Annotated in this window: 25 protein-coding genes; 8 read left to right on the forward strand and 17 right to left on the reverse strand. The window is 68.1% G+C overall.

What is annotated here, in order from left to right; translation table 11 throughout:
• Positions 1-136: 136 nt before the first annotated feature.
• Genes BLS50_RS31655 through ilvD form a run of 6 tightly spaced genes read right to left on the reverse strand, consistent with a single transcriptional unit; the run spans position 137 to position 7,241 of the window.
• Positions 137-1,462, reverse strand: coding sequence for an FAD-dependent oxidoreductase (locus BLS50_RS31655; protein ID WP_011549789.1), 1,326 nt, complete (start codon positions 1,460-1,462; stop codon positions 137-139).
• Between the two features lie 34 nt (positions 1,463-1,496).
• Entirely contained in the window at positions 1,497-1,952 is a 456-nt protein-coding gene (locus BLS50_RS31660) for an aconitase X swivel domain-containing protein (RefSeq protein ID WP_080486957.1), read from the reverse strand.
• Positions 1,949-3,235, reverse strand: coding sequence for an aconitase X (locus tag BLS50_RS31665; protein WP_074807495.1), 1,287 nt, complete (start codon positions 3,233-3,235; stop codon positions 1,949-1,951). Before BLS50_RS31665 ends, BLS50_RS31660 begins: the two co-directional genes overlap by 4 nt.
• Entirely contained in the window at positions 3,235-4,152 is a 918-nt protein-coding gene (locus tag BLS50_RS31670) for a TauD/TfdA dioxygenase family protein (RefSeq protein ID WP_074807498.1), read from the reverse strand. The genes BLS50_RS31665 and BLS50_RS31670 overlap by 1 nt, the downstream gene beginning before the upstream one ends.
• Positions 4,142-5,524 carry an MFS transporter gene (locus BLS50_RS31675; protein ID WP_074807502.1) on the reverse strand — a complete coding sequence of 461 codons (1,383 nt, stop codon included), beginning with the start codon at positions 5,522-5,524 and terminating at the stop codon, positions 4,142-4,144. The genes BLS50_RS31670 and BLS50_RS31675 overlap by 11 nt, the downstream gene beginning before the upstream one ends.
• A gap of 1 nt (position 5,525) precedes the next feature.
• Positions 5,526-7,241, reverse strand: coding sequence for a dihydroxy-acid dehydratase (ilvD, locus tag BLS50_RS31680; RefSeq protein ID WP_074807505.1), 1,716 nt, complete (start codon positions 7,239-7,241; stop codon positions 5,526-5,528).
• A gap of 88 nt (positions 7,242-7,329) precedes the next feature.
• Between ilvD and BLS50_RS31685 the strand changes: the two genes are divergently transcribed.
• Positions 7,330-8,292 carry a LysR family transcriptional regulator gene (locus tag BLS50_RS31685; RefSeq protein WP_011549795.1) on the forward strand — a complete coding sequence of 321 codons (963 nt, stop codon included), beginning with the start codon at positions 7,330-7,332 and terminating at the stop codon, positions 8,290-8,292.
• A 19-nt stretch (positions 8,293-8,311) separates the two neighbouring features.
• Here the strand turns inward: BLS50_RS31685 and BLS50_RS31690 are convergent, their stop codons facing one another.
• Positions 8,312-8,647, reverse strand: a complete 336-nt coding sequence (locus tag BLS50_RS31690) for a winged helix-turn-helix transcriptional regulator (RefSeq protein WP_023474530.1) — start codon at positions 8,645-8,647, stop codon at positions 8,312-8,314.
• 139 nt (positions 8,648-8,786) lie between these two features.
• Here BLS50_RS31690 and BLS50_RS31695 point away from each other — a divergent pair, with 139 nt between their 5' ends.
• Positions 8,787-9,641, forward strand: coding sequence for an SDR family oxidoreductase (locus BLS50_RS31695; RefSeq protein WP_074808690.1), 855 nt, complete (start codon positions 8,787-8,789; stop codon positions 9,639-9,641).
• Between the two features lie 195 nt (positions 9,642-9,836).
• Here the strand turns inward: BLS50_RS31695 and BLS50_RS31700 are convergent, their stop codons facing one another.
• The 10 genes from BLS50_RS31700 to BLS50_RS31745 form a co-directional block, all read right to left on the reverse strand.
• Positions 9,837-10,733, reverse strand: coding sequence for an amidohydrolase family protein (locus tag BLS50_RS31700; protein ID WP_074807507.1), 897 nt, complete (start codon positions 10,731-10,733; stop codon positions 9,837-9,839).
• Positions 10,734-10,819: 86 nt separating this feature from the next.
• The gene (gene rhaM / locus BLS50_RS31705; RefSeq protein ID WP_034175478.1) at positions 10,820-11,134 is read right to left on the reverse strand and encodes an L-rhamnose mutarotase; all 315 of its coding nucleotides are present in this window, start codon (positions 11,132-11,134) and stop codon (positions 10,820-10,822) included.
• 17 nt (positions 11,135-11,151) lie between these two features.
• On the reverse strand, positions 11,152-11,940 hold the full coding sequence (locus BLS50_RS31710; RefSeq protein WP_027810880.1) for an SDR family NAD(P)-dependent oxidoreductase: 789 nt from the start codon (positions 11,938-11,940) through the stop codon (positions 11,152-11,154).
• 31 nt (positions 11,941-11,971) lie between these two features.
• Positions 11,972-13,150: an L-rhamnonate dehydratase gene (rhmD, locus tag BLS50_RS31715; protein ID WP_074807510.1), complete on the reverse strand. Its 1,179-nt coding sequence runs from the start codon at positions 13,148-13,150 to the stop codon at positions 11,972-11,974.
• Between the two features lie 104 nt (positions 13,151-13,254).
• Positions 13,255-14,190: a dihydrodipicolinate synthase family protein gene (locus BLS50_RS31720; protein WP_074807513.1), complete on the reverse strand. Its 936-nt coding sequence runs from the start codon at positions 14,188-14,190 to the stop codon at positions 13,255-13,257.
• 78 nt (positions 14,191-14,268) lie between these two features.
• Positions 14,269-15,153 carry a glycosyltransferase family 2 protein gene (locus BLS50_RS31725; protein WP_006481237.1) on the reverse strand — a complete coding sequence of 295 codons (885 nt, stop codon included), beginning with the start codon at positions 15,151-15,153 and terminating at the stop codon, positions 14,269-14,271.
• Positions 15,154-15,306: 153 nt separating this feature from the next.
• Positions 15,307-16,008, reverse strand: a complete 702-nt coding sequence (locus tag BLS50_RS31730) for a GntR family transcriptional regulator (RefSeq protein ID WP_074807516.1) — start codon at positions 16,006-16,008, stop codon at positions 15,307-15,309.
• A gap of 90 nt (positions 16,009-16,098) precedes the next feature.
• The gene (locus BLS50_RS31735; protein ID WP_074807519.1) at positions 16,099-16,914 is read right to left on the reverse strand and encodes a maleate cis-trans isomerase family protein; all 816 of its coding nucleotides are present in this window, start codon (positions 16,912-16,914) and stop codon (positions 16,099-16,101) included.
• A complete protein-coding gene (locus BLS50_RS31740) occupies positions 16,911-18,155 on the reverse strand; it encodes a D-amino acid dehydrogenase (protein ID WP_012336770.1) in 1,245 nt (414 codons plus the stop codon). The genes BLS50_RS31735 and BLS50_RS31740 overlap by 4 nt, the downstream gene beginning before the upstream one ends.
• A gap of 17 nt (positions 18,156-18,172) precedes the next feature.
• Entirely contained in the window at positions 18,173-18,523 is a 351-nt protein-coding gene (locus BLS50_RS31745; RefSeq protein ID WP_027810886.1) for a RidA family protein, read from the reverse strand.
• Positions 18,524-18,841: 318 nt separating this feature from the next.
• On the opposite strand from BLS50_RS31745, the gene BLS50_RS31750 reads away from it, so the two are divergent.
• From BLS50_RS31750 to BLS50_RS31775, 6 genes are read left to right on the forward strand one after another with little or no spacing between them, the layout of a single operon-like run.
• Positions 18,842-19,942: an ABC transporter substrate-binding protein gene (locus BLS50_RS31750; protein WP_011549807.1), complete on the forward strand. Its 1,101-nt coding sequence runs from the start codon at positions 18,842-18,844 to the stop codon at positions 19,940-19,942.
• A gap of 36 nt (positions 19,943-19,978) precedes the next feature.
• Complete coding sequence (locus tag BLS50_RS31755; protein WP_074807524.1) at positions 19,979-20,872, forward strand: branched-chain amino acid ABC transporter permease; 894 nt, start codon at positions 19,979-19,981, stop codon at positions 20,870-20,872.
• Positions 20,865-21,752 (forward strand): branched-chain amino acid ABC transporter permease, encoded by an 888-nt coding sequence (locus tag BLS50_RS31760; protein WP_011549808.1) that lies wholly within the window; start codon positions 20,865-20,867, stop codon positions 21,750-21,752. Before BLS50_RS31755 ends, BLS50_RS31760 begins: the two co-directional genes overlap by 8 nt.
• On the forward strand, positions 21,749-22,534 hold the full coding sequence (locus BLS50_RS31765) for an ABC transporter ATP-binding protein (RefSeq protein ID WP_074807527.1): 786 nt from the start codon (positions 21,749-21,751) through the stop codon (positions 22,532-22,534). Before BLS50_RS31760 ends, BLS50_RS31765 begins: the two co-directional genes overlap by 4 nt.
• Positions 22,531-23,250, forward strand: a complete 720-nt coding sequence (locus BLS50_RS31770; RefSeq protein WP_074807529.1) for an ABC transporter ATP-binding protein — start codon at positions 22,531-22,533, stop codon at positions 23,248-23,250. Before BLS50_RS31765 ends, BLS50_RS31770 begins: the two co-directional genes overlap by 4 nt.
• The gene (locus BLS50_RS31775) at positions 23,247-24,644 is read left to right on the forward strand and encodes an MFS transporter (protein WP_074807532.1); all 1,398 of its coding nucleotides are present in this window, start codon (positions 23,247-23,249) and stop codon (positions 24,642-24,644) included. Before BLS50_RS31770 ends, BLS50_RS31775 begins: the two co-directional genes overlap by 4 nt.
• Positions 24,645-24,702 lie beyond the last annotated feature (58 nt).

The raw sequence follows: 24,702 nt of genomic DNA on the forward strand, positions 1-24,702 counted from the left end.
GCCGGCAGATTCCGGCGCGTCGCGCGTTCCTTCGTTTCGTCTCTGGCCGGCGCGGCAGCGGGTGCTGGTTGCGAGCCTCCTGGCGGAGCGCCCGATGCACCTCTGTGGTATTGCCGCGCGGCCGGCGGGTCGTGCGTCAGTGCTTCAGATGCGGTGGATCGATTCGATCGACGTTGTCGGCGAGCCGCTCGCGCAGCAGGCCGCGATCGATGTCATGGACACTGCCGCCATCCGCGAGATCGAACGCGTGCGCGGCCGCCGCGCCCATCGCGATGCACGGCCCCATCACCCGCACGCTCGACAGCGCGGTCGCGTCGGCGTCGATGCAGCGGCCGACCGCGATCAGGTTGTCGGCGTCCTTCACGACGAGGCTGCCGAACGGCACGGTATGCAGATGGTCGTCGCCGAACGGCTTCCATTCGTAGCCTTCGGCGCGATCGTGCAATTCGATCGGCCAGGAGGTGCGTGCGACCGCGTCCGGAAACTGCCGGGCGGCGATCACGTCTTCCGAGCGCAACTGCTGGGCGCCGACGATCCAGCGCGTCTGCCGGATGCCGGGCAGCCCGTAGCTGCGGATGTGCGCGTTGCGATAGATGTGCGGATACTCCGCGCGCAGGAACTCGAACGCGCGGTCCGCCTGGTCGCGGCCGACGAGCGCGGTGCGCGACGCCGCCATCGGTTCGAGCGGCGTCTCGATGTGCGTCATGTTCGCAATGCCGATGTTGCGGCCCCGGAAATAGAACACGAGCCCGTCCTTGCGTTCGAGCCCATACGCGTGTGCCTTTTCCTCGACGCGCTCGCGAAACGCGGGCGGCGTCGGCAGATCGGTCTCGTCGAGGTTCTCGAGCACGATCATCTGCGTGCCGCGAATCGGCGTTTCCGGCTCCTGGCAGTCGAACCCGGCCAGCCACGTGAGCGCGGCATCGCCGCTCGCGTCGACGAAGCCGTCGGCCGCGATGCGCACGTCGCCGTAGCGCGTCGCGACGTCGAGTTCGCGCACCCGCCGCCCTTCGCGCACCACGTCGCGCAACACGGCGCCGAGCACGACGGTGATGCCTGCGTCGAGAATCTTCTGCTCGATCCAGCGCGCGAGCGCGACTTCGTCGTACAGCACGACGGTCGTCAGCGGCCCTTCCTTGTAGTGCAGCGCGCCCTTCTCGCCGAGATCGCGCAGGATGCCGTCCGCGATGCCGTGCGTGACCTGGAAGCGCTTCGGCCCGTTCGAGAACAGCCCGCAGAACGTGCCGATGATCGAGTTGACCGCCTGACCGCCGAGCGCGGGCAGGCTGTCAACCAGCACGACCTTGCGGCCCAGCGCGGCCGCTTCGAGCGCAGCCGAGGTGCCGGCGATGCCCGCGCCGACGATGCACACGTCGGCGTCGAGTGTCCAGCCCGTCGGTTGGCCGTCGCGGCGGACGATACGAGTACCAGTGTTCAAAACATGCTCTCCTTGAAAATCCATCGCGGTGGAGCGCGGACGAAGCCGCGCGCCGGAATCAGGTGCGGCTGCGCTTGAGCACTTCGACGACGCCGCGCTCGGCATCGACGCGCACCCAGTCGCCCGTTTCGATCACGTCGAGCGGATCGACGTCGAAGTCGGTCAGCGACGGCGCGTGGCTCACCACCGCGCCGAGCGCGATCTTCGTGGTCATTTCGTTGAACAGCATCGCGGCCGGCGCGGTGCCCGCGATTCGCGCGATATGGAACTGGCTGGACCATCCGGACGAACCCTTCGCGCCGGGAAACACCAGCACCTTGTTCGCGAAGCTCTGGCCGCGCAGTTCGTGACGCGTCTCGATGATCGTGCCGGTGCGCGGATCGATACCGCCCCAGCCGGAGATGCGATCGCGCGTGACGAGCGCCTCGCCCTCGACACGGCCACCGACCACCTTGCGTCCGCGCAGCACGATCGGCGTGCCGGCTTCACCATTCATGTCGTGATGCGTGCTCATGCGGCCAGCCCTCCACGCCAGCGGCCGCTCACCGCGGCCTCGATACAATCGGCCGTGGTGCCGAACCACGCCTGCACGCCCATGATCGCCGGCAGGTAGTGCGCCTGCTTCGCCGAGTCGAGCGCAACGACGCGCGTGCCCTTGGGCATCACGCGACCGATCGCCGAGCACGTGTCGGTCATCAGCACGCCGCCCGCGTCCTCGATCAGCTTCGTATAGCCGGCCTGGTCCGCGAGCTGGCGGGTCGCGCGCGCGGTGAAGATCCACAGCTCGGTATTCGTGCCGATACGGCGGCCTTCGAGCAACTGGCAGACCTCCCAGATCTGCTCGATCGAATAGTGCGGACAACCGAGCATCACGAAGTCGACCTGGGCGTCTTTTGCGGTGGTGTTGACGCGCTCGTACGCGATGCGCCGCTCGGCCGCGCCGTAGTGGATCGTCTCGAGCGGCTTGCGGCCGCGAAACGCTTCGTCGCGCGTGCGCGCCTCCGGCGTCTGGCCGACGATGTGGTACATCTCGACGCCGCCCGACGAAGCCGCGGCCGCGCCGAAGTGCTTGAGCTTCGGCAGGTTCGGCACGTCGCGCAGCCCGTCGATCACCGGAATGCGGTCCTGCACGCATTCGCCGACGTAGTAGCCGAGCAGCCCCCAGTCCTGCACCGTCTTCACGTCGACGTCGAGTTCGATCAGATGCGTGCCGCCGCGGTTTTCGTCGAGGTGCAGGCCCCAGTACGGAATCTTGCCGGTCAGCATCGCGGCGCCGGTGCTCTCGCGCCCTTCGGCATTGGAGCGCGCGCCGAGCACCGCGTTGATGTAGATGACCGCGGACGACTCCATCCATGCGCAATGCTCGCCGCGCACCGGCACGTTGCCGGTCAGGTACGGCGCGCAGGTGTTGAGCGGCTGGATGCCGAGCCGCCCGGTGAACGCCTCGCCCTGGCGGTACAGCTTCACGATCTCGCCGTCGATGCCCTGGCGCCGCGCATGCTGCGGGTCGAGCCCCTGCTGCAGGTGGCTGCTGAAGACCTTCGCCTTCGGCACCTCGACCACCTCGGGGCTATCGAGGTTGAATTCGGAAAACACCGCGTCGAGGCCGCCGTGCGTGGCCGCGTAATCGCGCAGGAACGGCATCGTCGCGCCGACCGTGCCGCACACGTTGTTCGTGTCCACCAGGCGCGCCGCGCCGAGCGCTTCGCCGTAGCGCACCAGCAGATCCATCGCGCGCTGCACGGCCGCGCCGTCGCGGCCGTCGAGCATCGCCCGTTCGTCGTCGTTCAACTGCATTAGCGTGCTCCCTGTACAGGTTCGAGTGGCTCCGCCGGCGCCGCCACGTATCGGTCGAGGTCGACCGTCGTCGCGCGCCGCAGCTCGCGGCGCACCGACAGATCGTGACGGCGGCCGCGGTGCAGCGTGCAGCGGTTGTCCCAGATCACGAGGTCGCCGGGCCGCCAGCGATGCGAATACACGAAACGGCGCGCGGTCGCATGTTCGAGCAGATCCATCAGCAACACGCGGCCTTCGGCCAGCGTGCGACCGACGACATGCGTCGCGTGCGCGCCGATGAACAGATGCCGGCGCCCCGACCCGGCGTGCTCGCGCACCAGCGGCCAGCGCACCGGCGGCAGCGCGTTGCGCTGCGCGTCGCTGTAGTCGGTATCGCCGAGCAGGAAGCGCGAGTGCAGCGCGTAGTGCTCCGCTTCAAGCCCGTCGAGTTCGCGCTGCTCGCGAGGGTCGAGCGCATCCCACGCGGCGCGCATGTCCGCGTACTCGGTCTCGCCGCCCCACTCCGGCACGACGACCGCATGCAGCATCGAATAGCGCGCCGCCGGCTGCTGGAACGAACTGTCGCTGTGCCACAGCTGATTCGCGAGATTGCCGACGATGCGCCGGTGCGCGCGATCCGCGATCTGCCCGGATTCGTCCACGTTCGAGATGTCCGCGAGTTCCTGGTATGCGAGCCGCGCATGCGGACGCGCGACGCGCTTGAAACCGACATCGAGCGGTCCGAGCGCACGCGCGAACGCGAGCTGCTGGTCCTGCGTGAGCGGCTGAGCGCGGAACACCAGCACCGCGTAGCGGTTCATCGCGGCGTCGATCGCGCATGCGAGCGGTTCGGACACGGGCGCGGTCAGATCGACGCCGCTGGCGAGACCGACGAAATCCGGACGCGCGGCGTCAATGGGAACGACTTCAAGCGACATGGGCGGCTCCTGTTTGGGCGTTGTCCGGCGCGGCATCGTCGCCGCGGCGATGCAGGCGGCCGAGCGCGAACGCGAGGAGCGCGACGAAGGCGACCGGTACCGCGCCGAGAAAGAACATCCGTTCGACCGGCAGATGCGCGGACATCAGCATCCCGCCGATCACCGGCCCGGCGATCGCGCCGATCTTCTGGATACCGACCGCCGCGCCCGTGCCTTTCGCGCGCAGCGCGGTCGGATAGACGAGCGCCGCGACCGCGTTCAGGCCAAACTGGGTGCCGACCACCGTGAAGCCGGTCAGGAACACCGCCGCGACCAGCATCGGGGCAGGCAGTCCGGTGCCGAGCAGCGCGACGAGGGGCGTGCCGACGAGCGGCAGCACGGTGATGATGATGGCGCCGCGCGTGTCGACGAAGCGCATCAGCGCGAGCCCGCCCAGCGTGCCGCCGACCTGGAACATCGTCGAGACGAGCGCGGCGTCGCGCGGTGCGAGGCCCACGCTTTCGATCAGCACCGGCAGCCAGCTGCTGAGAAAAAACAGCGCCATCGAGTTCGCGATGTAGACGGCCCACAGCACCGGCGTCAGCGCGCGCAGCCGGCCCGCGAACAGCAGCCGCAGCGAGCCGTCGCGGCGGTGCTCGTGCGCGTGACCCGGCGAAGCACCGCCGATCACGAAGCGGGCCTGCGGCGCGACGGCGAAGCCCGGTGCGATCCGCGCGACGATTCGCGCGACTTCGGCGTGACGGCCCTTGAGCGTCAGGAAGCGGATCGACTCCGGCACCGCGAACCACAACATCGCGCTCGACACGAGCGGCGCGAGGCCGCCGATCACGAACACCACCTGCCAGCCGAACTTCGGCACGAGCCACGCCGACACGAGACCGCCCACGCTGCTGCCGATCGTATAGCCGCTGTACATCAGCGTGACCCACGTCGCGCGCCAGCGCTTCGGCGCGAACTCCGTCGTGTACGCGATCGCGTTCGGCACCACGCCGCCGATGCCGATGCCCGCCAGAAAGCGCAGCACCAGCAACTGTTCGAGGCCGGTGGCACGCGACGCGGCGAGCGTGAAGCCCGCGAGCACGACGCTGCCGATCACGATCATGCGTTTGCGGCCGATCACGTCGCCGAGATAGCCGAGCACGAACGCGCCGATCATCGTGCCGAATACGAATGCGCCGAACACCGGGCCGAGCACGCCATGCTTGAGGTGCCACGCGCGGCTCAGCGCCGGGGCCGCGAACGCCATCGCGGCGAGGTCGTAGCCTTCGGTCATCATCATCACGCCCATCGCGACGATCAGCAGGACACCGAAGCGGGTGGTCTGCTGCCGCTCGATCACCGTGCCGATGTCGATTACGGTTTCGCCGCTCATCTCAACGCTCCCGCGCCGGCCGGTCCGCGCCGAGCACCGCGCCTTGCGGCATCGTGCCGACCGTCGCGCGGTAGATTTTCAGCCAGCCGGTGTCGTTGACCGGCGCGGGACGCTGCCACGCGGCGCGGCGGCGCGCCAGCTCGGCTTCGTCGACCTTCAGGTCGCAGACGCGCCGGTCCAGATCGATGTCGATCGTGTCGCCGTCCTCGACGAGCGCGAGCGGGCCGCCGGTCGCGGCTTCCGGCGCCACTTCCGCGACCACCAGCCCCTTGCAGACCAGCCCCGACAGATGCCCGTCGGTGAGCATCGCGACCTGCTCGGACAAGCCCGCGCCGTCGATCGCGAACACCACGCGCGACGCCCCGCCGCCCATTGCCGGGCCGCCGCACACGCCCGCGCCGCGCATCACGACGACCTTGCCCGGCTGCACGCGACCGTCCTTGATCGCGGCGATCGCGTCGTCGGAGGTCGAGAAGCAGATCGCGTCGCCGGTGAACGTGCGCTGCTTGGTCGGCGAGATGCCGAATTTGACGATGCCGGCCTGCGGGGCGAGGTTGCCGCGCACCAGCACGATGGCCGGATGGTTCGCGAACGCGCGTTGCGGCGGGCGGATCACGTCGTCGTCGGCGATCGTCGCATCGGCCAGGTTGTCCTTCACCGTGCGCCCGGTCACCGTCAGCGCACCGGTGTCGAGCCACGCTTCGAGCCGCTTCATCACGCCGCGGCCACCGCCCGCCGCCTCCAGTTGCTCGATCGTGTGCGAGCCGACCGGACGCACGCCGGTCAGCACCGGGATCTGCGCGGCGAATGCTTCGAACAGCGCGTACACGTCGACGTCGAGCCCGCCTTCGGCCGCGACCGCCTGCAAGTGCTTGACCGTATTGATCGAGCCGCCGACCGCGAGCACCGTCTTCACCGCATTCGCGAACGCGCCGTGCGTGAGGATGTCGCGCGGCTTCAGGTCGTCGCGCACCATCTCGACGATGCGCGCGCCGGCTTCGCGCACGAACGCGAACATCCGCTCGCTGTTGGCGGCGACCGGCGTGCTGCCGGGCAACGACATGCCGAGCGCCTCGCTGACCATGTGCATCGAGTTCGCGGTGCCGAGCCCCGAACACACGCCGGGGCCGCGAATCGCGTTCTGGCTCATGCCGATCAGGTCCTCGACGGGCAGCTTGCCGGTCAGCGCATGCATCGCACCGACGAACACGTCCTCGATGTCCACGTGCTCGCCGCGATACTCGCCGCTCGGCTGATAACCGCACGCGACGACGATGCTCGGGATATTCAGCCGCGCGGCGGCCATCAGCTGGCCCGGCACGGTCTTGTCGCACGACGCCAGGCACACCATGCCGTCGAGCTGCGCGCCCTCGACGGCCACTTCGATGTCGTTCGTGACGAGGTCGCGCGCAGCCAGCATGTAGGCGCCGCGAGCGCCCGCGCCGGTGATGAAGTCGCTCGGCGCCGCGGTGCGGATCTCGAACGGCAGCGCGCCCGCGGCGCGGATCGCCTGTTTCAGCTGCGCGGCGATGCCGTCGAGATGGCTGAAGCAGGTGGCGAGTTCGGACGAGGAATTGACGATGGCGATCTTCGGCTTGTCGAGGTCTTCCTCGCTGATGCCGAGATTGCGCCACTGCGCGGCGCGCACCGCGCCGAGGTAGGAACCGCGCGGAAAATTGCTGCGCAACGGGCGTTGCGGCTTGCGTCCATCGGACATGGTGTCTCACTCCTTTGTTGTGGAAACGATGGTAGGAAGCCCGATAAAATCCGTCAATTATGTGAAATCGATAGGTATCATCCAAACCATGGATATTCGTCAGGTCGATCTGAATCTGCTGAAAGTGTTCGATGCGCTGCTGAAAAAGCGCCATGTGACGCAGGCGGGCGTCAGCATCGGGCTCAGCCAGCCGGCGATGAGCTATGCGTTGTCGAAGCTGCGCGAGCTGTTCGAGGACCCGCTGTTCGTGCGCACGGGCCGCGGCATGGAGCCGACGCCGCGCGCGCAGGCGCTCGGCGAGCCGGTCGCGCGGCTACTGGATCTGGTGCAGACCGAAATCCTGCCGATGCCCGAGTTTCGCCCCGCCGAGTCGTCGCGCAACTTCGTGCTGTGCATGTCGGACATCGGCGAAATGGTGTTCCTCCCCCGCCTGGAGAGCTTTCTCGACAAGGCGGCGCCGCACGTGAGCATCAAGACGGTCGCGCTCAGCATGCCGGAGCTGGAGGAGGGGCTGGCGAGCGGCGACGTCGACCTCGCGATCGGCTACTTTCCGGGGTTGAACAGCGAATCGCTGAAGCGCAAGGCGCTGTACCGGCACTCGTATGTGTGTATCGCCCGCGACGATCATCCGGAAATCGGGGACACGCTGTCGCTCGATCAGTACCGCGCCGCCGCGCATGTGATGGTGCATCCCGAAGGCCGCGAGCAGGACGTGCTCGCCCGCACGCACGAGCGCCTCGGGATTCGCGTCAACGTCCGCTTCAGTACGCCGCGCTTCATCGGCGTGCCGTTCGTCGTCGCCGGGTCGGACATGATCGCGGCGGTGCCGCAGGCCGTCGGGCGGCGCTTCGCGGAGTTCGTGAACGTCAAGCTGCTGCCGCTGCCCTTCCCCGCCCCCACGTACGAGCTTTATCTGCACTGGCATCCGCGCTTTCATCACGAGCCGGCCAACCGCTGGATTCGCGACGCGATGAGCGAACTCGTCAAGGGGCCGATGCAGCACGAGCCGTTGCCGAATACGAAGCGGAAGCGTTCCGCGGCGGCGCGGTAGGCCGGCCAGGCAGAAATGGCTAACGGGGCCGGTCGCGAAGCAGCAGGCGCGACCCGACCTCCACGATCGACGTAATCGCCGGCAGCAGTTCCTGGCCCAGCGACGTCAACTCGTATTCCACCGACGGCGGCGACGTCGGCAACACGCTTCGCCGGATCACGCCCCGCTCCTCCAGATCACGCAGCCTGCCGGTCAGCACCTTCGCGGTGATGGTCGGGTTGTCGCGCCGCAACTCCGAAAACCGACGCGGGCCATTGCTCAGGCACCAGATCAGTTCGGGCGTCCACAGGCCGCCGATCAGCGCCATGCATTTCGACATCGGGCAGCCGGGAAGCGGCTCCACCTTCTTTCGCATTCTCAAGCCCATCGTCGTCCCGGAATGGTTTCCATTTGGTTACTTGAAAATGATGGTAACCGATGGATAGGTGGTTTCCAATGGAAACCTTCATCCCTACACTGGGAGCCTCACCCACCGATTCACGGAGAGAATGAACATGTATGCAATAACGGGAGCATCCGGGCAACTCGGGCGCCTTGTGATCGATGCATTGCTTGAAACCGTTCCGGCCGACCGGATCGTCGCGGCGGTCAGGAATCCCGCGAAGGCACGCGACCTCGAGGCGCGCGGCGTGGTGGTGCGCGAGGCCGACTACAAGCGGCCTGAAACGCTCGCCAGCGCGTTCGTCGGGGTCGACAAACTCCTGCTGATCTCGTCGACCGAAGTCGCCGGGCGCCTGCCGCTGCATCGCGCGGTGATCGACGCGGCCCGGCGGGCAGAAGTCTCGCTGCTCGCCTATACGAGCATGCTGCACGCCGACACCTCGCCCGCCCGACTCGCGATCGAGCACCGGCAGACGGAAGAAATCATCGCGGCCGCCGGCCTTCCCGCCGTCATCCTTCGCAATGGCTGGTACACCGAGAACCATCTGATGGCCCTCCCCGCGGCGCTCGATCACGGCGCGTTCATCGGGGCCGCGAAGGACGGGCGCTTTTCTTCCGCCGCGCGCAAGGACTATGCGGCGGCCGCGGCCGTGGCACTGGCGACGGACGGCCATGCAGGAAAAACGTATGAACTGGCGGCGGACGATGCGTTCACGCTGGCGCAACTGGCTGCCGAGGTTTCGCGGCAATCCGGCAAGACCGTCGTCTACAACGATCTCGCGCAGGATGCTTATGCAGACGCGCTGACGAGCGCCGGGCTGCCGCCCGAGTTTGCCAGCGTCCTGGCCGATGCCGACGTGGCCGCGTCGCGCGGTGCGCTGTTCGACGAGGGCGGCGCCCTCGCGCGACTGATCGGTCGCCCCACGACGCCGTTCGCGAGCGTCGTCGCGACCGCGCTGCGCGGTTAAATCGAGCAGGTTCCTGGGCGGCGCCGGCCCGCGCCGCTCGACGGCGTGCAGTGTGGCCGGCGCCGATACAGCCGGCCGCCCTGCTGCGCGTGGCCCGTCGGAGCCGGCGCAAGCGTACGTTGCGGCGCGGTGCGAATTACGCCGACCGGCGACGCGCGGAGTGCACGTTCGTTGGCGTCCGTGGTGGCACGCGGCTCACAATCGGTACGTTCGCAGCGCATTGTGGACGAACAGCGCGTCGCGCTCATCGTCGCCGGCGCCCGCGACGATTGCCGCATAAGCGTGCCAGAGCGCCCGATAGCCGGCATGGAGTCGATCGACCGGGAAGTTCGACGCGAACATGCAGCGCGCCACACCGAACACGTCGATCGCCTCGAGCACGTACGGGCGGAAACTTTCGACCGTCCAGCGATGGTCGAACATCGCGAGCCCGGACAGCTTCATCGTCACGTTCGCCCGCCGCGCGAGCCCGCGCAGTCCGTCGCGCCATTCGCGCCAGCCGTGCACGCTGCTTCGGTCGACGAACATGCCCGTGTGATTGACGATCACGGGCGTGTCGGGGTGCGCGTCGATGACGGCAAGCGCGGCGCCGACCTGGGCAGGGTACAGCTGCAGGTCGAACGACAAACCGAACTCGCTCAGCATCCCGAAGTTCTCCCGCCAGCGCGGCTCGGCCAGATAATCCACGTCGACGTAGTTGTACCAGGGGTCCGGATGCCGGTTCAATACCTGCCGGATGCCGCGCACGTTCGGATGCGCCGCCGCGCCGGCGAGCCGGATGCGTGCGTCCGGCGCGAACAGGTCGACGCCCGCGACGATGCCGTCCGGCATCCCGCCGCTCGCCGGCGCATCGGCAAGCGCCTGCAGCCAGTCGACTTCGCTCGGCCTCGTCCACGCATCGTGGATCGCCTCGACATGCACGACCTTCAGCACGTCGATATCCGCGCCGGCATCCGCGCGCAAGTCCGCGGGCAGGTACCGGCGTGGCAATTCCGCCACCGCGCCCGAGAACGCCGGTTGGGCGCGATCGAGCCAGCCGTAGCTCAGCGCGTCGGCGTCCCAGAAATGGACATGGGGATCGACAACCTGCATGTGGGCTCCATGAGTTGATGCGACACGATGATCCGCTGCAACGGGTCGGCACACGTCGAACGTGGCCGCCCGTCGAGCGGCCGGCCTCATTCCAGATGAAACATCGGCTCCAGCGCTTTCTCGACCGGGCGCCCGTCCGGCCCGGTCGCCATCAGGTCGGCCATGTACGCCCACCAGCGACGCATCACGTCCGTTTCGGCGAGTTGCGCGATCCGGTGATCGGCCGGCCGTTTGAGCACGGCGAACAGGTGATGGGTGTCGTCGTCGAGAAAGATCCAGTAGTCCGAGATACCTGCCGCACGAAGCGCGTCTGCGAGTTCCGGCCAGATCGCATCATGCCGGCGCCGGTATTCGTCCCGCTTGCCGGGGTGCAGGCGCATCCTGAAGGCGATCGTTTCCATGGTCATGCCTCGTCGTTTCACTGAAGGTTCACGTACATGCCGCCGTCGACGAGCAGCGCGGCGCCGTTCACGTAGCGCGCCATGTCGGACGCGAGAAACACGACGCAGTCGGCGACGTCGTCCGGCTCGCCGAGGCGACCGAGCGGAATCCTGCGCTCGAAGTACTCGGTCTTGCCGGGCGCGGCGAGATCGTCGTCGTTGATTTCGGTCCGGATCGTGCCGGGCAGCACCGAATTGCAGCGAATGCGGTGCGGCGCGAGCGCGACCGCGCACGACTGCATCAGCGCATGGACGCCAGCCTTGGTCGGCGTGTAGTGCGTCTGCATGCCGCCGCCGACCAGCGCGCTGATCGAGCTGGTCGCGACGATCGCGCCGCCGCGCCCTTGCGCGGCCATTTGCCGGGCGACGGCCTGGGTCATGTAGAACGCGCCGTGGAGGTTCACTTCCATCGTTCTTTGCAGCAGCTCGGGCGGCAAGTCCAGGAAGCCGTGGAACGGGCAGATTCCGGCATTGCTCGCCAGCACGTCGATCCGGCCGAATCGCTCGACTGCGGCCGCGACCAGCGCGCGCGCCGTGTCGGGCTGCGCGACGTCGCCCGGCACGGCCAGCGCGTCGCGGCCCGTCGCGCGGATCGCGTCGACGAGCGCGTCGATCTCGTGCTCGGCCTGTGCGGGCAGCAGCGGGTTCGTCCAGTAGTTGACGACGATGTCGGCGCCATGCCGCGCACACGCCAGCGCAATCGCACGGCCGATCCCGCGCGATCCACCCGTCACGACGACGATCCTGTCTTCGAGCAACTTCGTCATTGCGCCCTCCTCTGCTTTGACCATCGCGCGCTCAGTGTTCGTACGGGCGCTGCATGCGCACGTCCGGATTCAGACGCACACCGAACCCGGGGGTGTCGGGCACCTTCATCCGCCCGCCGACCGGCACCGGTTCGTCGAGCAGCAGCGGATCGAACATCGGCACGACGCGATCCGCCTGCGGCGCCATCATCAGGAATTCGGCGAACGGGCTGTTGTGGCGCGTCGCGACGAAGTGATAGCTGTAAACCGACGAGCCGTGCGGAATCACCAGCACGCCGCGCGCGTCGGCGAGCGCCGAGATCCGCATCAGCTCGGTGAGCCCGCCGCACCAGCCCACGTCCGGCTGGATGATGTCGCAGCAATCCATCTCCAGCAGCATCCGGAAGCCCCAGCGGGTCGCCTCGTGCTCGCCGGTCGTGACGAGCATGCCGCGCGGCACGTCGCGGCGCAGCTTCGCATAGCCCCAATAGTCGTCGGGCGGCAGGCATTCCTCGATCCATTTCAGGCCGAGTGCATGCGCTTCGTGCGCGAGCCGCGTCGCATACGGCACGTCGAGGCTCATCCAGCAGTCGAGCATCAGCCAGAAATCGGCGCCGACACGCGAACGCATGTCGGCGAGCGCGTCGAGATTGCGGCGCAGGCCGGCCTCGCCCTCGGCCGGGCCGTGATGCAACGGCAGCTTGCCGCCGATGAAGCCCATCTCCTTCGCGAGATCGGGCCGGGCGCCGGTCGCGTAGAACTCGAGCTCGTCGCGTACCTTGCCGCCGAGCAACTGGTGCACGGGCTCCCGCCGGACCTTGGCGAGCAGATCCCACAGCGCGAGATCGACGCCGGAAATCGCATTGAGCACGACACCTTTGCGCCCGTAGTACAGCGTCGCATGGAACATCTGATCCCACATCTTCTCGATGTCGGTCACGCGCTGCCCTTCGATGAAGCGCGCGAGATGCCGCTCGACGATGAACGCGCCGATCTCGCCGCCGGTCGTCACCGCAAAGCCGACCGTGCCGTCGCTGGCCTCGACCTCGATCACGAGCGTGCCGAGCACGTTGATGCCGAACGACTGGCGGCTCTGCCGGTATTCGGGGTAGCGCGACATCGGCGTCGCGATGTGGTCGTCGATCCAGTGACCGGCATCCTGATCGTGGTAGTCGGCACCGCCACCACGCACCGTCAGCGCGCGGACCGCGCGTATCGTCGGCATGCTCATTCTTCGGGTTCCTTGGTTGTGTCATCGAGTACGGCGGCCACGCGTACGCGTCGTGCGCACGGACCGCGGCGGAAATCGCAGGGTCGTGCCGCGAGGCGGTCGCGTCAGCGTGCCCAGCGCAGCACCAGCGCGTCGAGCCGTCGCGCGATCTCGATCAGGCCCGCGCGCGTGGCCGGATGCAGCGGCGCGAGCGGACGGCGCGGCGCGTCCGATGCGATCACGCCGCCCTCCTTCATCAGCGCCTTCGCCGCCAGCAGGCCGGCCTGACGATTCTCGTAATTGATCAACGGCAGCCATTGCTCGTACTGGGCGACCGCCTCGTCGCGCCGCCCGGCGAGATACGCGGCGAGAATCGGCCGCAGCCCGTCCGGATAACCGCCGCCGAGGATGCTGCCGGTCGCGCCCGCATCGAGATCGGCGAGCAGCGTGATCGCTTCCTCGCCGTCGAACGGCCCCTCGATCGCGTCGCCGCCGAGCGCGATCAGCTCGCGCAGCTTCGCCGCGGACTGCGGCACCTCGATCTTGAAATAGCGCAGATTCGGAATCGTGTGTGCGATGCGCGCCAGAAACGCGGCCGATACCTGCGTGCCGCTCATCGGCGCATCCTGGTACATGATCGGAATCGCGATCGCGTCGGAAAGCTCCGCATAGAACTGCTCGATCGCGGCCTCGCCGCACCGGATCGTCGCGCCATGGTACGGCGGCATCACCATCACCATCGCCGCACCGGCCGCCTGCGCGGCGCGGCTGCGCGCCGCGCAGATCGTCGGACTGAAATGCGTGGTCGTCACGATCACCGGCACGCGCCCCGCCACGTGCTCGAGGATCGCCGCGATGAGCCGCTCGCGCTCGTCGTCGGTCAACGAAAACTGCTCCGAGTAGTTCGCCAGGATGCACAGGCCATCCGCTCCCGCGTCGATGATGAAGTCGACACAGCGCTTCTGGCCCGGCATGTCGATCTCGCCCGACTCGGTGAAGATCGTCGGCGCGACGGAGAACGCGCCTGTATAGCGGCGGTGAATCGGCGTAGGCAAGCTCATCTGGAACCCTCTCTTATAATCAGTGATCCGAATTGTATGGCGCGTTCGTCATGCGCCGATACCGCGATAAATCACGCGTCACACGCGCCCGTACCGCCCTCGCAGCCCGTCCGTCACGCCGCAATAGATCGCCTTCAGCTTCAGGCGCTTGTTACGCGCATGCAGCAGCACGAACGCGACGTGCTTGAGCGTGATGAGATTGATCAGCAGCATCGCCGGATAGCGCCGCCAGTAGTCGCGCGCGACGAGGATGCAGTTGCGCGCCGCATAGTAGTGGCGCAGCGCGCTCTGATCGAAGATCTCGACGCGCGGCCAGTGCTGCTGCGCGGACGGGCTGCCGAGTTCGTGGGGCAACGACACGTCGGCATTGACGCACACCGGCACGCCGTGCGCCTGCGCGCGCATGCAGTATTCCGCGTCGACGTGGTCGATGAAGAAGTCCTCGCGGAAACGGCCGAGCGCACGATACGCATCGAGCGAGATCGCGGTGCCCGACGAGATGATGACCGAGCACGACAGCAAGCCGTGCGCGCCGCCGTGGATCGGCGTGATCTGCGCGGACCAGCGGCGCACCGTGAACAACGGCAGGTCGCGCTGGAAATTGCGGTTGAAGATCCGCGGGCCGACCAGGAAGCGGCTGTCGCCCACCCGCGCGCAGCCGGCCAGCATGCGATCGAAATAGTCGTCCGGAACGTGCGAATCCTGGTCGAAGATGAAGAAGACGTCGCAGCCGCGGCCGATCAGGAATTCGACGCCGGCGTTGAACGCACCGGCGATACCGCCGCGATTGTGATTCGGGATCACGTCGACGCCGCCGGCGGCGAGCCGTGCGTACAGCGCGGGATCGGCGACGGGCGAATTGTCGACCGCGACGACGGCGGGGCTTTTCGCGGGCAAGGTCAGCAAATGCTCGATCTGCGCCGCGGAGGGTTTGTACAGCGTGACCAACGTACCGTGTGGCATGACGGCACCTCGTGACGATCAGGTAGCGATGCGCCGCGCCGGTCGATCCGGGCGGCCCGTCCTCCTTTGCGTGACTGCTTGTCTCGTCGACCGGCCGGGCCTGCCCGTTCGCGTGCGGCACGCGAGCGTCGCACGCACTGCAGCCGGTCTTCCTTATTTTGCGTACAGCTTGACGACGCTCGCCTGGACGACGCGCGTGATCTCTTCCATCCGCCAGCGGATATGCGTGTCGGTCAGCGTCGTGCAGCGCGCCGCATCGCGTTCGGCGAGCGCGTCGAGAATCTCGAGATGCTCGGTAAACGCCTCGTTGCGTCGCTGATCGACGTCGACCCAGCGCACGTAGTGAATCCGCGCATTGATCCCTTGCAGCACCCGGCCGATCTCGGCATTGCCCGACAACGCGGCGAGCTCCAGGTGAAACTGTTCGTCCTTGACGACCAGCTCGGCCGACGACATTCGCGCGGCATTCTTCATCACCTGCTTCCAGAAGCGACGCAGCGCCTTGATGTCGTTGTCCGACGCACGCTCGCACGCGAGCATCACCGCGGTCGTCTCGATCGAGCGACGCAATTCGAACAGATCGAACACATCCTTCCCCTCCAGTTCCCGAATGAAGAAACCGCGGTTCGGCACGAACACCAGCAAATTTTCGGCAACGAGCCGGTTAAGCGCCTCGCGAATCGGCGTACGACTCACGTTGAAGCGCTCGGCAAGCTCCAGCTCGTTGAACCGTTCGCCCGGCCGGATCTCGTACAGCACGGCCATCTGTTTCAACTGCTCGTAAATCTCGTTGACCGTGAGGCCCGTGCGCATCGGCGCCGCGGTCTCCCGGCCAGCCATAACGGAAGTCGACATCTCGTCTCCTGGTTCCACCTGTTGTCACCGCGCGTCATTATCCATCGGCAATTTGCCCGCGCGCGTCTTTTTACCTGCACGAGCCATGGATCAGCGCATCAGCAGGCTGCCGAAGCCCGGTACGGGGTCATCGACGCCCGCAAGCCGCAGCGCGTGCCATGCGAGCGCGTGATTGCTCGACAGCACGGGTTTTCCCGCCCGGGCTTCGATGTCGGCCAGCGCATCGACGATGCGCAGGCTCGTGCACGACACGAATACCGCATCGACGGCCGGATCGGCGGCGAGCGTCAGCACCGCGTGCTCGATCGACGCGCGCTCGATCCGGGCGACCTCGTTGTCGTCGCGGTGCTCGAACGAGCCCACCCGCACGATATCGACGCCGCGCGCGCGCAGGTATGCGGCCATCGCATCGTTGATCGTGCGCTCGTATGGCGTCAGCAGCGCGACGCCGCGCGCGCCGAGCGCCGTCAGCGCGACGCGTGCCGCGGTAATCGGCGTGGTGCACGCGACGCCGGGCCGCGCCTCGCGAATGCGCTCGAACACACGCTCCTCGCCGAGCACCATCGACGCCGACGTGCAGCCGAACGCCACGACGTCGAGGCGCTCGCCCGGCCGGATCAACTCGACCGCCGCGCAGATGCCGCCGTCCATCCGCGCGAGCGTTTCGGCCGTGATCTCGGCCGAATTCGCGATCCGGCTTTCGTAGAACGCGACGCCATCGATCGCGAGCAGACGCCGCCACTCGTATTCGATCGTATGATCGGTCGCCAGCACGACGAGGCCGATCGCCGCGCGCCGCGCGATGCCGGCGTCGAGCGAGAAATCGAAGCGGGCGTACGCATCGCGCGCCGGACCGGCGCCGACGCTCGGATCGGACGTCTGGGGGGTAGAGAGAAGTTCGCTCATTGCAGGGTCATCCCGGTGATGTCGATATCGGGCCGCTTGCCGTGGATCAGGTCCGCCACGATCTTCGCGGTGCCGCACGACATGGTCCAGCCCATATGGCCGTGGCCGGTGTTGAAAAACAGGTTGCGGTGCCGGGATGCGCCGATGATCGGCGTGCCCTCCGGCGTCATCGGCCGCAGCCCGGCCCAGTACGACGGCTTCGCGTAGTCGGCGCCGTTCGGGAACAGTGCCTGCGCGGTCGCGAGCATGTGCGCGAAATCGCCCGGCGAATGCGTGGTGTCGTAGCCGCTGAACTCGGCGGTCGCGGTCAGCCGCAGCCGGTCGCCGAAGCGCGCCCAGGCGACGAGCTGGTTCTCCTCGACGCCGCCGAGCGCCGGCGGCTCGTGCGTATCGCCGATCGGCAGCGTGACCGAGTACCCCTTGACCGGATAGATCGGCAACCGGTAGCCGAGCGCGCGCGCGACGCCCGGCGAATACGCGCCGAGCGCGAGCACGTAACGATCGCCGCTCACGCGGCCCTGCGACGTCTCGACGTAGTCGATCGCGTCGGCGCTCGCGCGCACGCCGTCGATCGACGTGCCGAAGCGGAATTCGACGCCGAGCGCACGGCAGCGCTCGGCGAGCGCACGGGTGAACAGATGCGCGTCGCCGCTCTCGTCGCTCGGGCAATGGATCGCACCCGCGATCCCGGCCGCCGCGTGGCGCAGTGCCGGCTCGCGTTCGACGGTGGCCCGCGCATCCAGGATGTCGAGCGGCAGACCGTTGTCGGTCAGAATCCGCATGTTCGCGACGCCGCGCTCGAACGACGCCGGATCGCGATACAGGTACAACAGCCCACCGCTTGTCCGGTCGTACTCGAGCCGTTCGTCGTGCGTCGCCTGCTGAAGCCGCTGCTGCGCATAACGGCACAGCCGCACCTTGATCGACGTGTTGCGTCGCGAGCGCTCGGCCGTGCAGTTCTGCAGGAACAGCGCGCACCAGGCCCACATGCGCCAGTCGGGCGTCCATTTGAGCCGCAGCGCCTGGCCATCGGCGAACAGCGACTTGAAGAGGATCTTCGGTGCGCGCGGCGACGCCCAGGTATACGAATGGCCAGGCGCGATCAACCCCGCATTCGCGAAGCTGGTTTCGAGCGCGACGCCGTCGCGACGTTCGATCACCGTCACCTCGTCGCCCGCCTTCGCGAGAAAATATGCAGTGGTCACGCCGACGATGCCGCCGCCGAGCACGATCGTCTTCATCGTCCGGTTCTCCTGTACTAGCTCGCGGCAATCGCCGCGATCTCGACCGTGTACTGGGGAAACGCGAGCTTCGATTCGACGCACGCGCGTGCCGGTGCGTCGCCCTGCGGCACCCACGCGTCCCATACGCCGTTCATCTCGGCGAAGCTGCGATAGTCGGCCAGCCAGATGCTCGCGGACACGATCCGGCGCTTGTCGAGCCCCACGCCTTCGAGCAGCCGGTCGATCTTGTCGAGAATCTGACGGGTCTGTCCGGCCACGTCGAGCGACGTATCGTCCGCCACCTGGCCCGCGACGAATGCCAGCCCGCCCGCGACCACCAGCTGGCTCATCCGTTCACCCACGCCGTATCGCTTGATCTCCACCATCTGACTGCCCTCCGAGGCCGTGTCGAGTTGGGCAGATTTAAGCACCACAATTCACCTCTGTATACACTTTTTTCAGAAATATTCTCGATTGCTCCACATTGGAGCGCGCGTGCACCACGGCTATTCGCGATCTTTATATGCGTGCATAAATGCATGAAAACAGGGCGATTTTTCTGTCATTCCCAGGGCTTCTACGATTCTTCACAGCCACTCGAAAATTTATTTGCAAACGATTTTTGATCTGTGATTCTGTCGACACTTCTGTATATCAAACCATGCCGCCAGCCGTGCGGCCGACCATGCGACGGGAGAACGAAGATGAAGGCAAGTCAGTGGAGTGTCGGTATCTGGATCGCGCTCGGTGCGGTTGCGTCGGGCGCTGCACAGGCCGACGTCAGCGTGGGCGCGGTGCTGCCGCTGACCGGCGCGAGTGCGTCGATCGGCGAAGACCAGCGCCGCGGCATCGAGCTCGCCGTCGCGCAGATCAATGCGAAAGGCGGCGTGCTAGGCCAGAAGCTCGCCGTGCGCATCGAGGATTCGGGCGGCTCGGCCAATACCGCGCTCGACGCCGCGCGCAAGCTCGCGACCGTCGAGCACGTGCCGGTCGTGCTCGGCGAGTTCTCGTCGTCGGTGACGATTCCGGTCGGGCAGTTCCTGGTGCGTCAGGGCGACGTGCACATCAACATCGGCTCGTCGAGTCAGCAAGTGCGCAAGATCGGCGCGGGCTCGTTCAGCGTGATCGGGCTGGATGACCTGTCCGCGCGCTTCGCCGCGCAGGACGTGTATGCCCGCAAGCTGCGCCGCATCGCGCTGATCGCACCGAACAACGGCTACGGCCAGGGCATCGCGGGCGAGTTCAGGAAGCGTTTCGAGGCGCTCGGCGGCACGGTGGTGTCGACGGTGCTCTACACGGAAGGGCAATCGACCTATCGCCGCGAGCTGGAGCAGGCGTCGCGCGCGCAGCCCGACGCGTACGTCTACAGCGCCTATGGCCAGGAAGCCGCGACGCTGAACCGCCAGGCGTTCGAGATGCGGCTCAACCAGCATCCGTGGTACGGCATCTATCTGACGATGTGCACGAGCGACACGCCCGCGCAGATCGCGCAAGGCCAGATCGGCCTCGAGGTCGCCGCGCTCGGCGCGGGCGCGAAAGCGTATGCGAGCGCCTATCAGGCGGCGTACAACGAGGCCCCGCGCTCGGCGTTCGGCAGCTATGCGTACGACGCGACGCTGTTGTCCGCCGCCGCGATCGGCCGCGCGCAATCCATCGAACCGGCGAAGATTCGCACGGCGCTCGCGGCATTGGGCAAGTCGTATACCGGCGTGACCGGCGCGATCGCGTTCGATGCCGACGGCCAGCGCGAAGTCCAGCCCTACGAGAAGGTGATCTACCGCCAATCGGTCGTCGCGCAGCAGTGAGCGACCGCCCGCCTGGATGAACCCGAGGACCTCGCCATGCTGTCATTCATTGTCGACGTATTGATCCGCACCGCCGATCTGCTGCTGGTGTCGGTCGGCCTGTCGACGCTCTATTCGCTGATCCGCTTTCCGAACATCGCGCATGTCCAGTACGCGATGCTCGGCGCATTTGCGACGCTCTGGCTGGAGCGCGCAGGGATGCCGTTCGCACTCGCGACGGTCGTGTCCTGCGTGCTGATCGGCACGGCCGCGACGCTGCTGAACCTGTTCGTGTTCGCGAGACTGCTGCGCTCCGGCAGCGCGGTGGCGATGATCGGCTCGCTCGCGATCTCGATGCTCGCGGTCGCGCTGGTGCTGGGTATCGCCGGCTCGCGGCCGCAGCAGTATGCGCGGGACGTGCATCCGCCGATGGTGATCGCCGGCGTCGCGCTGTCCGTGCCGCAGTTGGGCTCGATCGCATGCGGCGCCGGCGCGCTCGCGATATTCGCGGCACTGCTGTACCGCACCGGCCTCGGCCGGGCGATGCGCGCGCTCGCGTCGAATCGCGCACTGGCGCTCGCGACCGGCATCGACGCGACCCGCGTGACCAACGTGATCACGTTCGCGAGCGGCGTGCTGGCGGCGCTCGGCGGCACGATGCTCGGCGCCACCGAGAGCGTGCACGTGAATCTCGGCTACGGGCTGCTAATCCCGGTGTTTTCCGCGGCGATCCTGGGCGGCCTCGGCAATCCGCTCGGTGCGGCAGCCGGCGCGCTGCTGATCGCGGTGGCCGAAACCGTCGCGTTGAACGTCGACTTCGGCGGGCTCGTCGACCGGCCGATGCAGTTCTTTCCGGTCGAGTACGTCGGCGCGGTGTCGTTCGCGATCCTGCTCGTCGCCCTGATCTTCCGGCCCTACGGCATCTTCGATCGGGAGGTACGACGTGTCTAGCTTCGTCATCCATCTGCTGACCGTCGGCTGCCTGTACGCGACGATGGCGCTCGGGCTGAACCTGCAGGCCGGCTATGCGGGGCTCGTCAATTTCGGCTTCATTGCGTTCAGCGGGCTCGGCGCGTACGCGGCCGGCATCGCGTCGCAGCTCGGCTGGCCGTTGCCTTCGGCGCTGGCGCTCGCGCTGGCCGCCGCGGGTGCGCTGGCGATCGTCGTCGCGCGGCTCGGGCGACAGCTCTCCGCCGACTACTGGGGGATCGCGACGCTCGCGATCGCCGAGATCCTGCGCACGATCGCACTCAACGAAAGCTGGCTGACCGGCGGCGCGCAAGGCATCGGCGGCATCGCGCCGCTGTTCCCCGGGCTGCGGGCGCCGTGGGCCGACCTCGCCTTTCTCGCGGTCACGGCCGGCTGCCTCGCGCTCACCTACGCGACCTACCGGCGCCTGACCGCGAGCCGCTTCGGCCGGGCGCTGAAGGTGATGCGCGAAGAACCCGCGCTCGCCGTCTGCTTCGGCTACGATCCGCTCGCGCTGAAGACGCGTGCGAGCATCGCGGGGGCGCTCCCCGCCGCGCTGGCCGGAGCGCTCGCCGCGTGGTACATCGGCTATGTTGGGCCGGACGCGATGATCGCGTCCGAGACCTTCGCGCTCTGGACCGTCGTGATGGTCGGCGGCCTCGGCAGCCACGTGGGCGTGCTGGTCGGCACGCTGATCGTGCAGGCCGTCTACGCGCTGGCGCCGTTTCTCAAGGACTGGCTCGGGGTCGGCAGCGACCTGACCGGCGCGGTGCGGCTGGGCCTCGTCGGCCTGATGCTGCTCGCGTGCGTGCTCTGGCGCCCGCACGGGCTCGTGCCGGAGCGCCTGGAGGTGCGGCCATGAGCGCGCTGCTCGATCTAGACGGCGTGACGATCCGCTACGGCGAGAACGTCGTCCTGTCCGGCGTCACGCTGTCGGTCGACGGCGGCGAGATCGTCGGACTGCTCGGCCCGAACGGCTCCGGCAAGAGCACCGCGCTCAACGCGATCACCGGCTTCGCGCCGCTCGCGGCGGGCGCGATCCGCTTCGACGGCCAGCGTATCGACGCGCTGACGCCGCACCGGATCGCCCGGCTGGGGGTGCGCCGCACGTTCCAGTTGCCGTCGATGCCCGCGCGCATGTCGGTGCTCGAACTCGCGATGGCGGCTTCGTCCGCGCGCCACGGCATCGCCGCCGCCCTCTGGCGCGGCCGGGCGACGCGCGCGCTCGATGCCGATACCCGTACGCGCGCCGCCGCGCTGCTGGACGAGCTGAAACTCTCGGGCGTCGCGCACCTTTCCGCCGCGTCGATCTCCGGCGGCCAGAAGAAGCTGCTGGGCATCGCGTGCGCGATGATGACCGAGCCCAAGCTGCTGCTGCTCGACGAGCCGACCGCCGGCGTGCACCCGAACCTGCGCGGCGAATTGATCGACGCGCTGCAACGGATTCGCGAACAGGGCGTCACGCTGGTCGTCATCGAGCACGACATGCATTTCATTCGCGAGCTGTGCGACCGCTGTGTCGTGCTGGACCGCGGCGTGACGATCGCGAACTGCCGCCCGGCCGAGCTGGAGCGCAACCGTCGCGTACTCGATGCGTATCTCGGGCGCGCCCATGCCGCCCCTCGCCCGCTGGAGGCGTCATGATCGACGTGCGCGAACTCGTCGCCGGCTACACGCCCGAAGTCGACATCCTGCACGGTGTGTCGCTCACGGTCGGCGCCATCGACATCGTGACGATCCTCGGCCCGAACGGCTGCGGGAAATCGACGCTGCTGAAGGCGATCGCGGGCTTCGTGCTGCCGCGCGCCGGCAGCGTGACGATCCAGGGCACGGACGTGGCGCGCGTGCCGGTCCATCGCAAGATCCGCGAATACGGCATCGGCTTCGTGCCGCAGACCGACAACGTGTTCGCGTCGCTGACCGTGCGGGAGAACCTGATACTCGGCGGCCAGTCGATGTCGGCGTTTCCGCGCGAGGCACGCATCGACGAGCTGTGCGAACAGTACCCGGTGCTGCGGCGTCGCCACCGGTCGCTGGCCGGCGCGTTGTCCGGCGGCGAGCGGCAGATCGTGTCGCTCGCCCGCGCGCTGATGCCGCGCCCGGTGTTGCTGCTGCTCGACGAGCCGTCGGCGGGCCTGTCGCCGAAGATGGTCGACGAGGTGTTCGACGCGATCGTCCGGATGCGCGACACCGAGCATATCGCCGTGCTGATGGTCGAGCAGAATGCGATCGAGGCGCTGCGCATCGCGGATCGCGGCATCGTGCTGACGATGGGGCGCGTCGCGCTCGAAGGCTCCGCTGCCGAGTTGCTCGACAGCGACGAGATGCGGCGCCTGTACCTCGGCGGGAGGGCCGCATGAACGGCGGGCGCGCGGCGCCGGCCGCCGGCGCATACGCCTCCGCGGCGGCGCGCCCGGTGCTCGTGATGGTCGCGCTCGCGTGCGGCTTCGTGATGGCCATGCTCGATGTGACGATCGTCAACGTCGCACTGAAGGCGATGGAAACCAGCCTGTCGATGTCGCTGACCGCGCTGGTGTGGGTCGTCGATGCGTACACGCTCAGCTTCGCGGCGCTGCTGCTGCTCGGCGGCGCGCTCGCGAACCGCTACGGGTCGAAAGCCGTCTACGTCGCGGGGCTCGCGCTGTTCGTCGGCGCGTCGGTGCTGTGCGCGGCCGCGCAGTCCAGCGGCGCCCTGGTCGCGGCGCGCCTCGCCCAGGGTGTCGGCGCGGCGCTCTTCATGCCGAGTTCGCTGAGCCTGCTCACGCTCGCGTTCCCGCCGGGGCCGATGCGCACGCGGATGATCGGCATCTGGGGCGCGCTGGTGTCGGCCGCGATGGCGCTCGGCCCTTGCGTCGGCGGCGTGCTGGTCGACGCGATCGGCTGGCGCGGCATCTTCTGGGTGAACCTGCCGGTCGGGGCGGCCGGCCTGTGGCTCACGTACCGGCATATCGCGCGGGCGCCGCGTCATCCGGGCCCGTTGAACGCGCTCGGCCATCTGTTCGGTGCACTCGCGCTCGCCGCGCTGAGCTTCACGCTGATCGAAGGGCCCAGCGCCGGCTGGCGCTCGCCGTCGATCCTCGCCGGCGTGGCCGCGACGCTGGCCGCCACCGCGGCATTCGCATTGCGCGAGCGCTACGCGACCTCGCGCATCCTGTCGCCGGCGCTGCTCGCGAACCGGCGCTTCGTCGCGGGCAGCACGCTGGGCCTCGCGATCAACTTCGGCATTCTCGCCGAGATCTTCTTGTTGAGCCTCTATTTGCAGAACGTCCGCGGCGCGAGCGCACTCGTCGCCGGATTCGAGCTGTTTCCGCTGATGGCGATGTTCGGCATCGGCAATCTCGCGTCCGCGAAGGTCAGCGCCCGGCTCGGCGCGCGCCGCACGCTGCTCACCGGGCTCGCGCTCGCCGCGCTCGGCAGCGTGGCGCTCGTCGGCGTCGCGGCGATGCCGTATCCGGTGCTGGCGCTGGCGGTCGGCCTCGCCAACTTCGGCGCCGGTCAGGCCATTCCGGCGATGAATCTCGTCGTGATGCAGTCGGCCGATGCGGCGGATGCGAATCTCGCCGCCGCGTCGCTGAACGCGAGCCGGCAGATCGGCTCGCTCGTCGGCATCGCGATCGCGTCGGTGATCCTGCACGTGGTCGACGATCCGGACCGCGCGACGGCCGTCGGCTTCGCGGTGATCGCCGCGCTGTACGCGCTCGGCTTCGCGATCGTGTTTCGTGCGATTCACGCCGGGCCCGCCGAGCAGTCGTAGCCGGGCGCGCACGGGTATCGCCGGCAATCGGGCGCAATCGGGCGCGATCAGCGCATTC

It is taken from the genome of Burkholderia orbicola (genome assembly GCF_900100915.1).
Lineage (GTDB): Bacteria > Pseudomonadota > Gammaproteobacteria > Burkholderiales > Burkholderiaceae > Burkholderia > Burkholderia orbicola.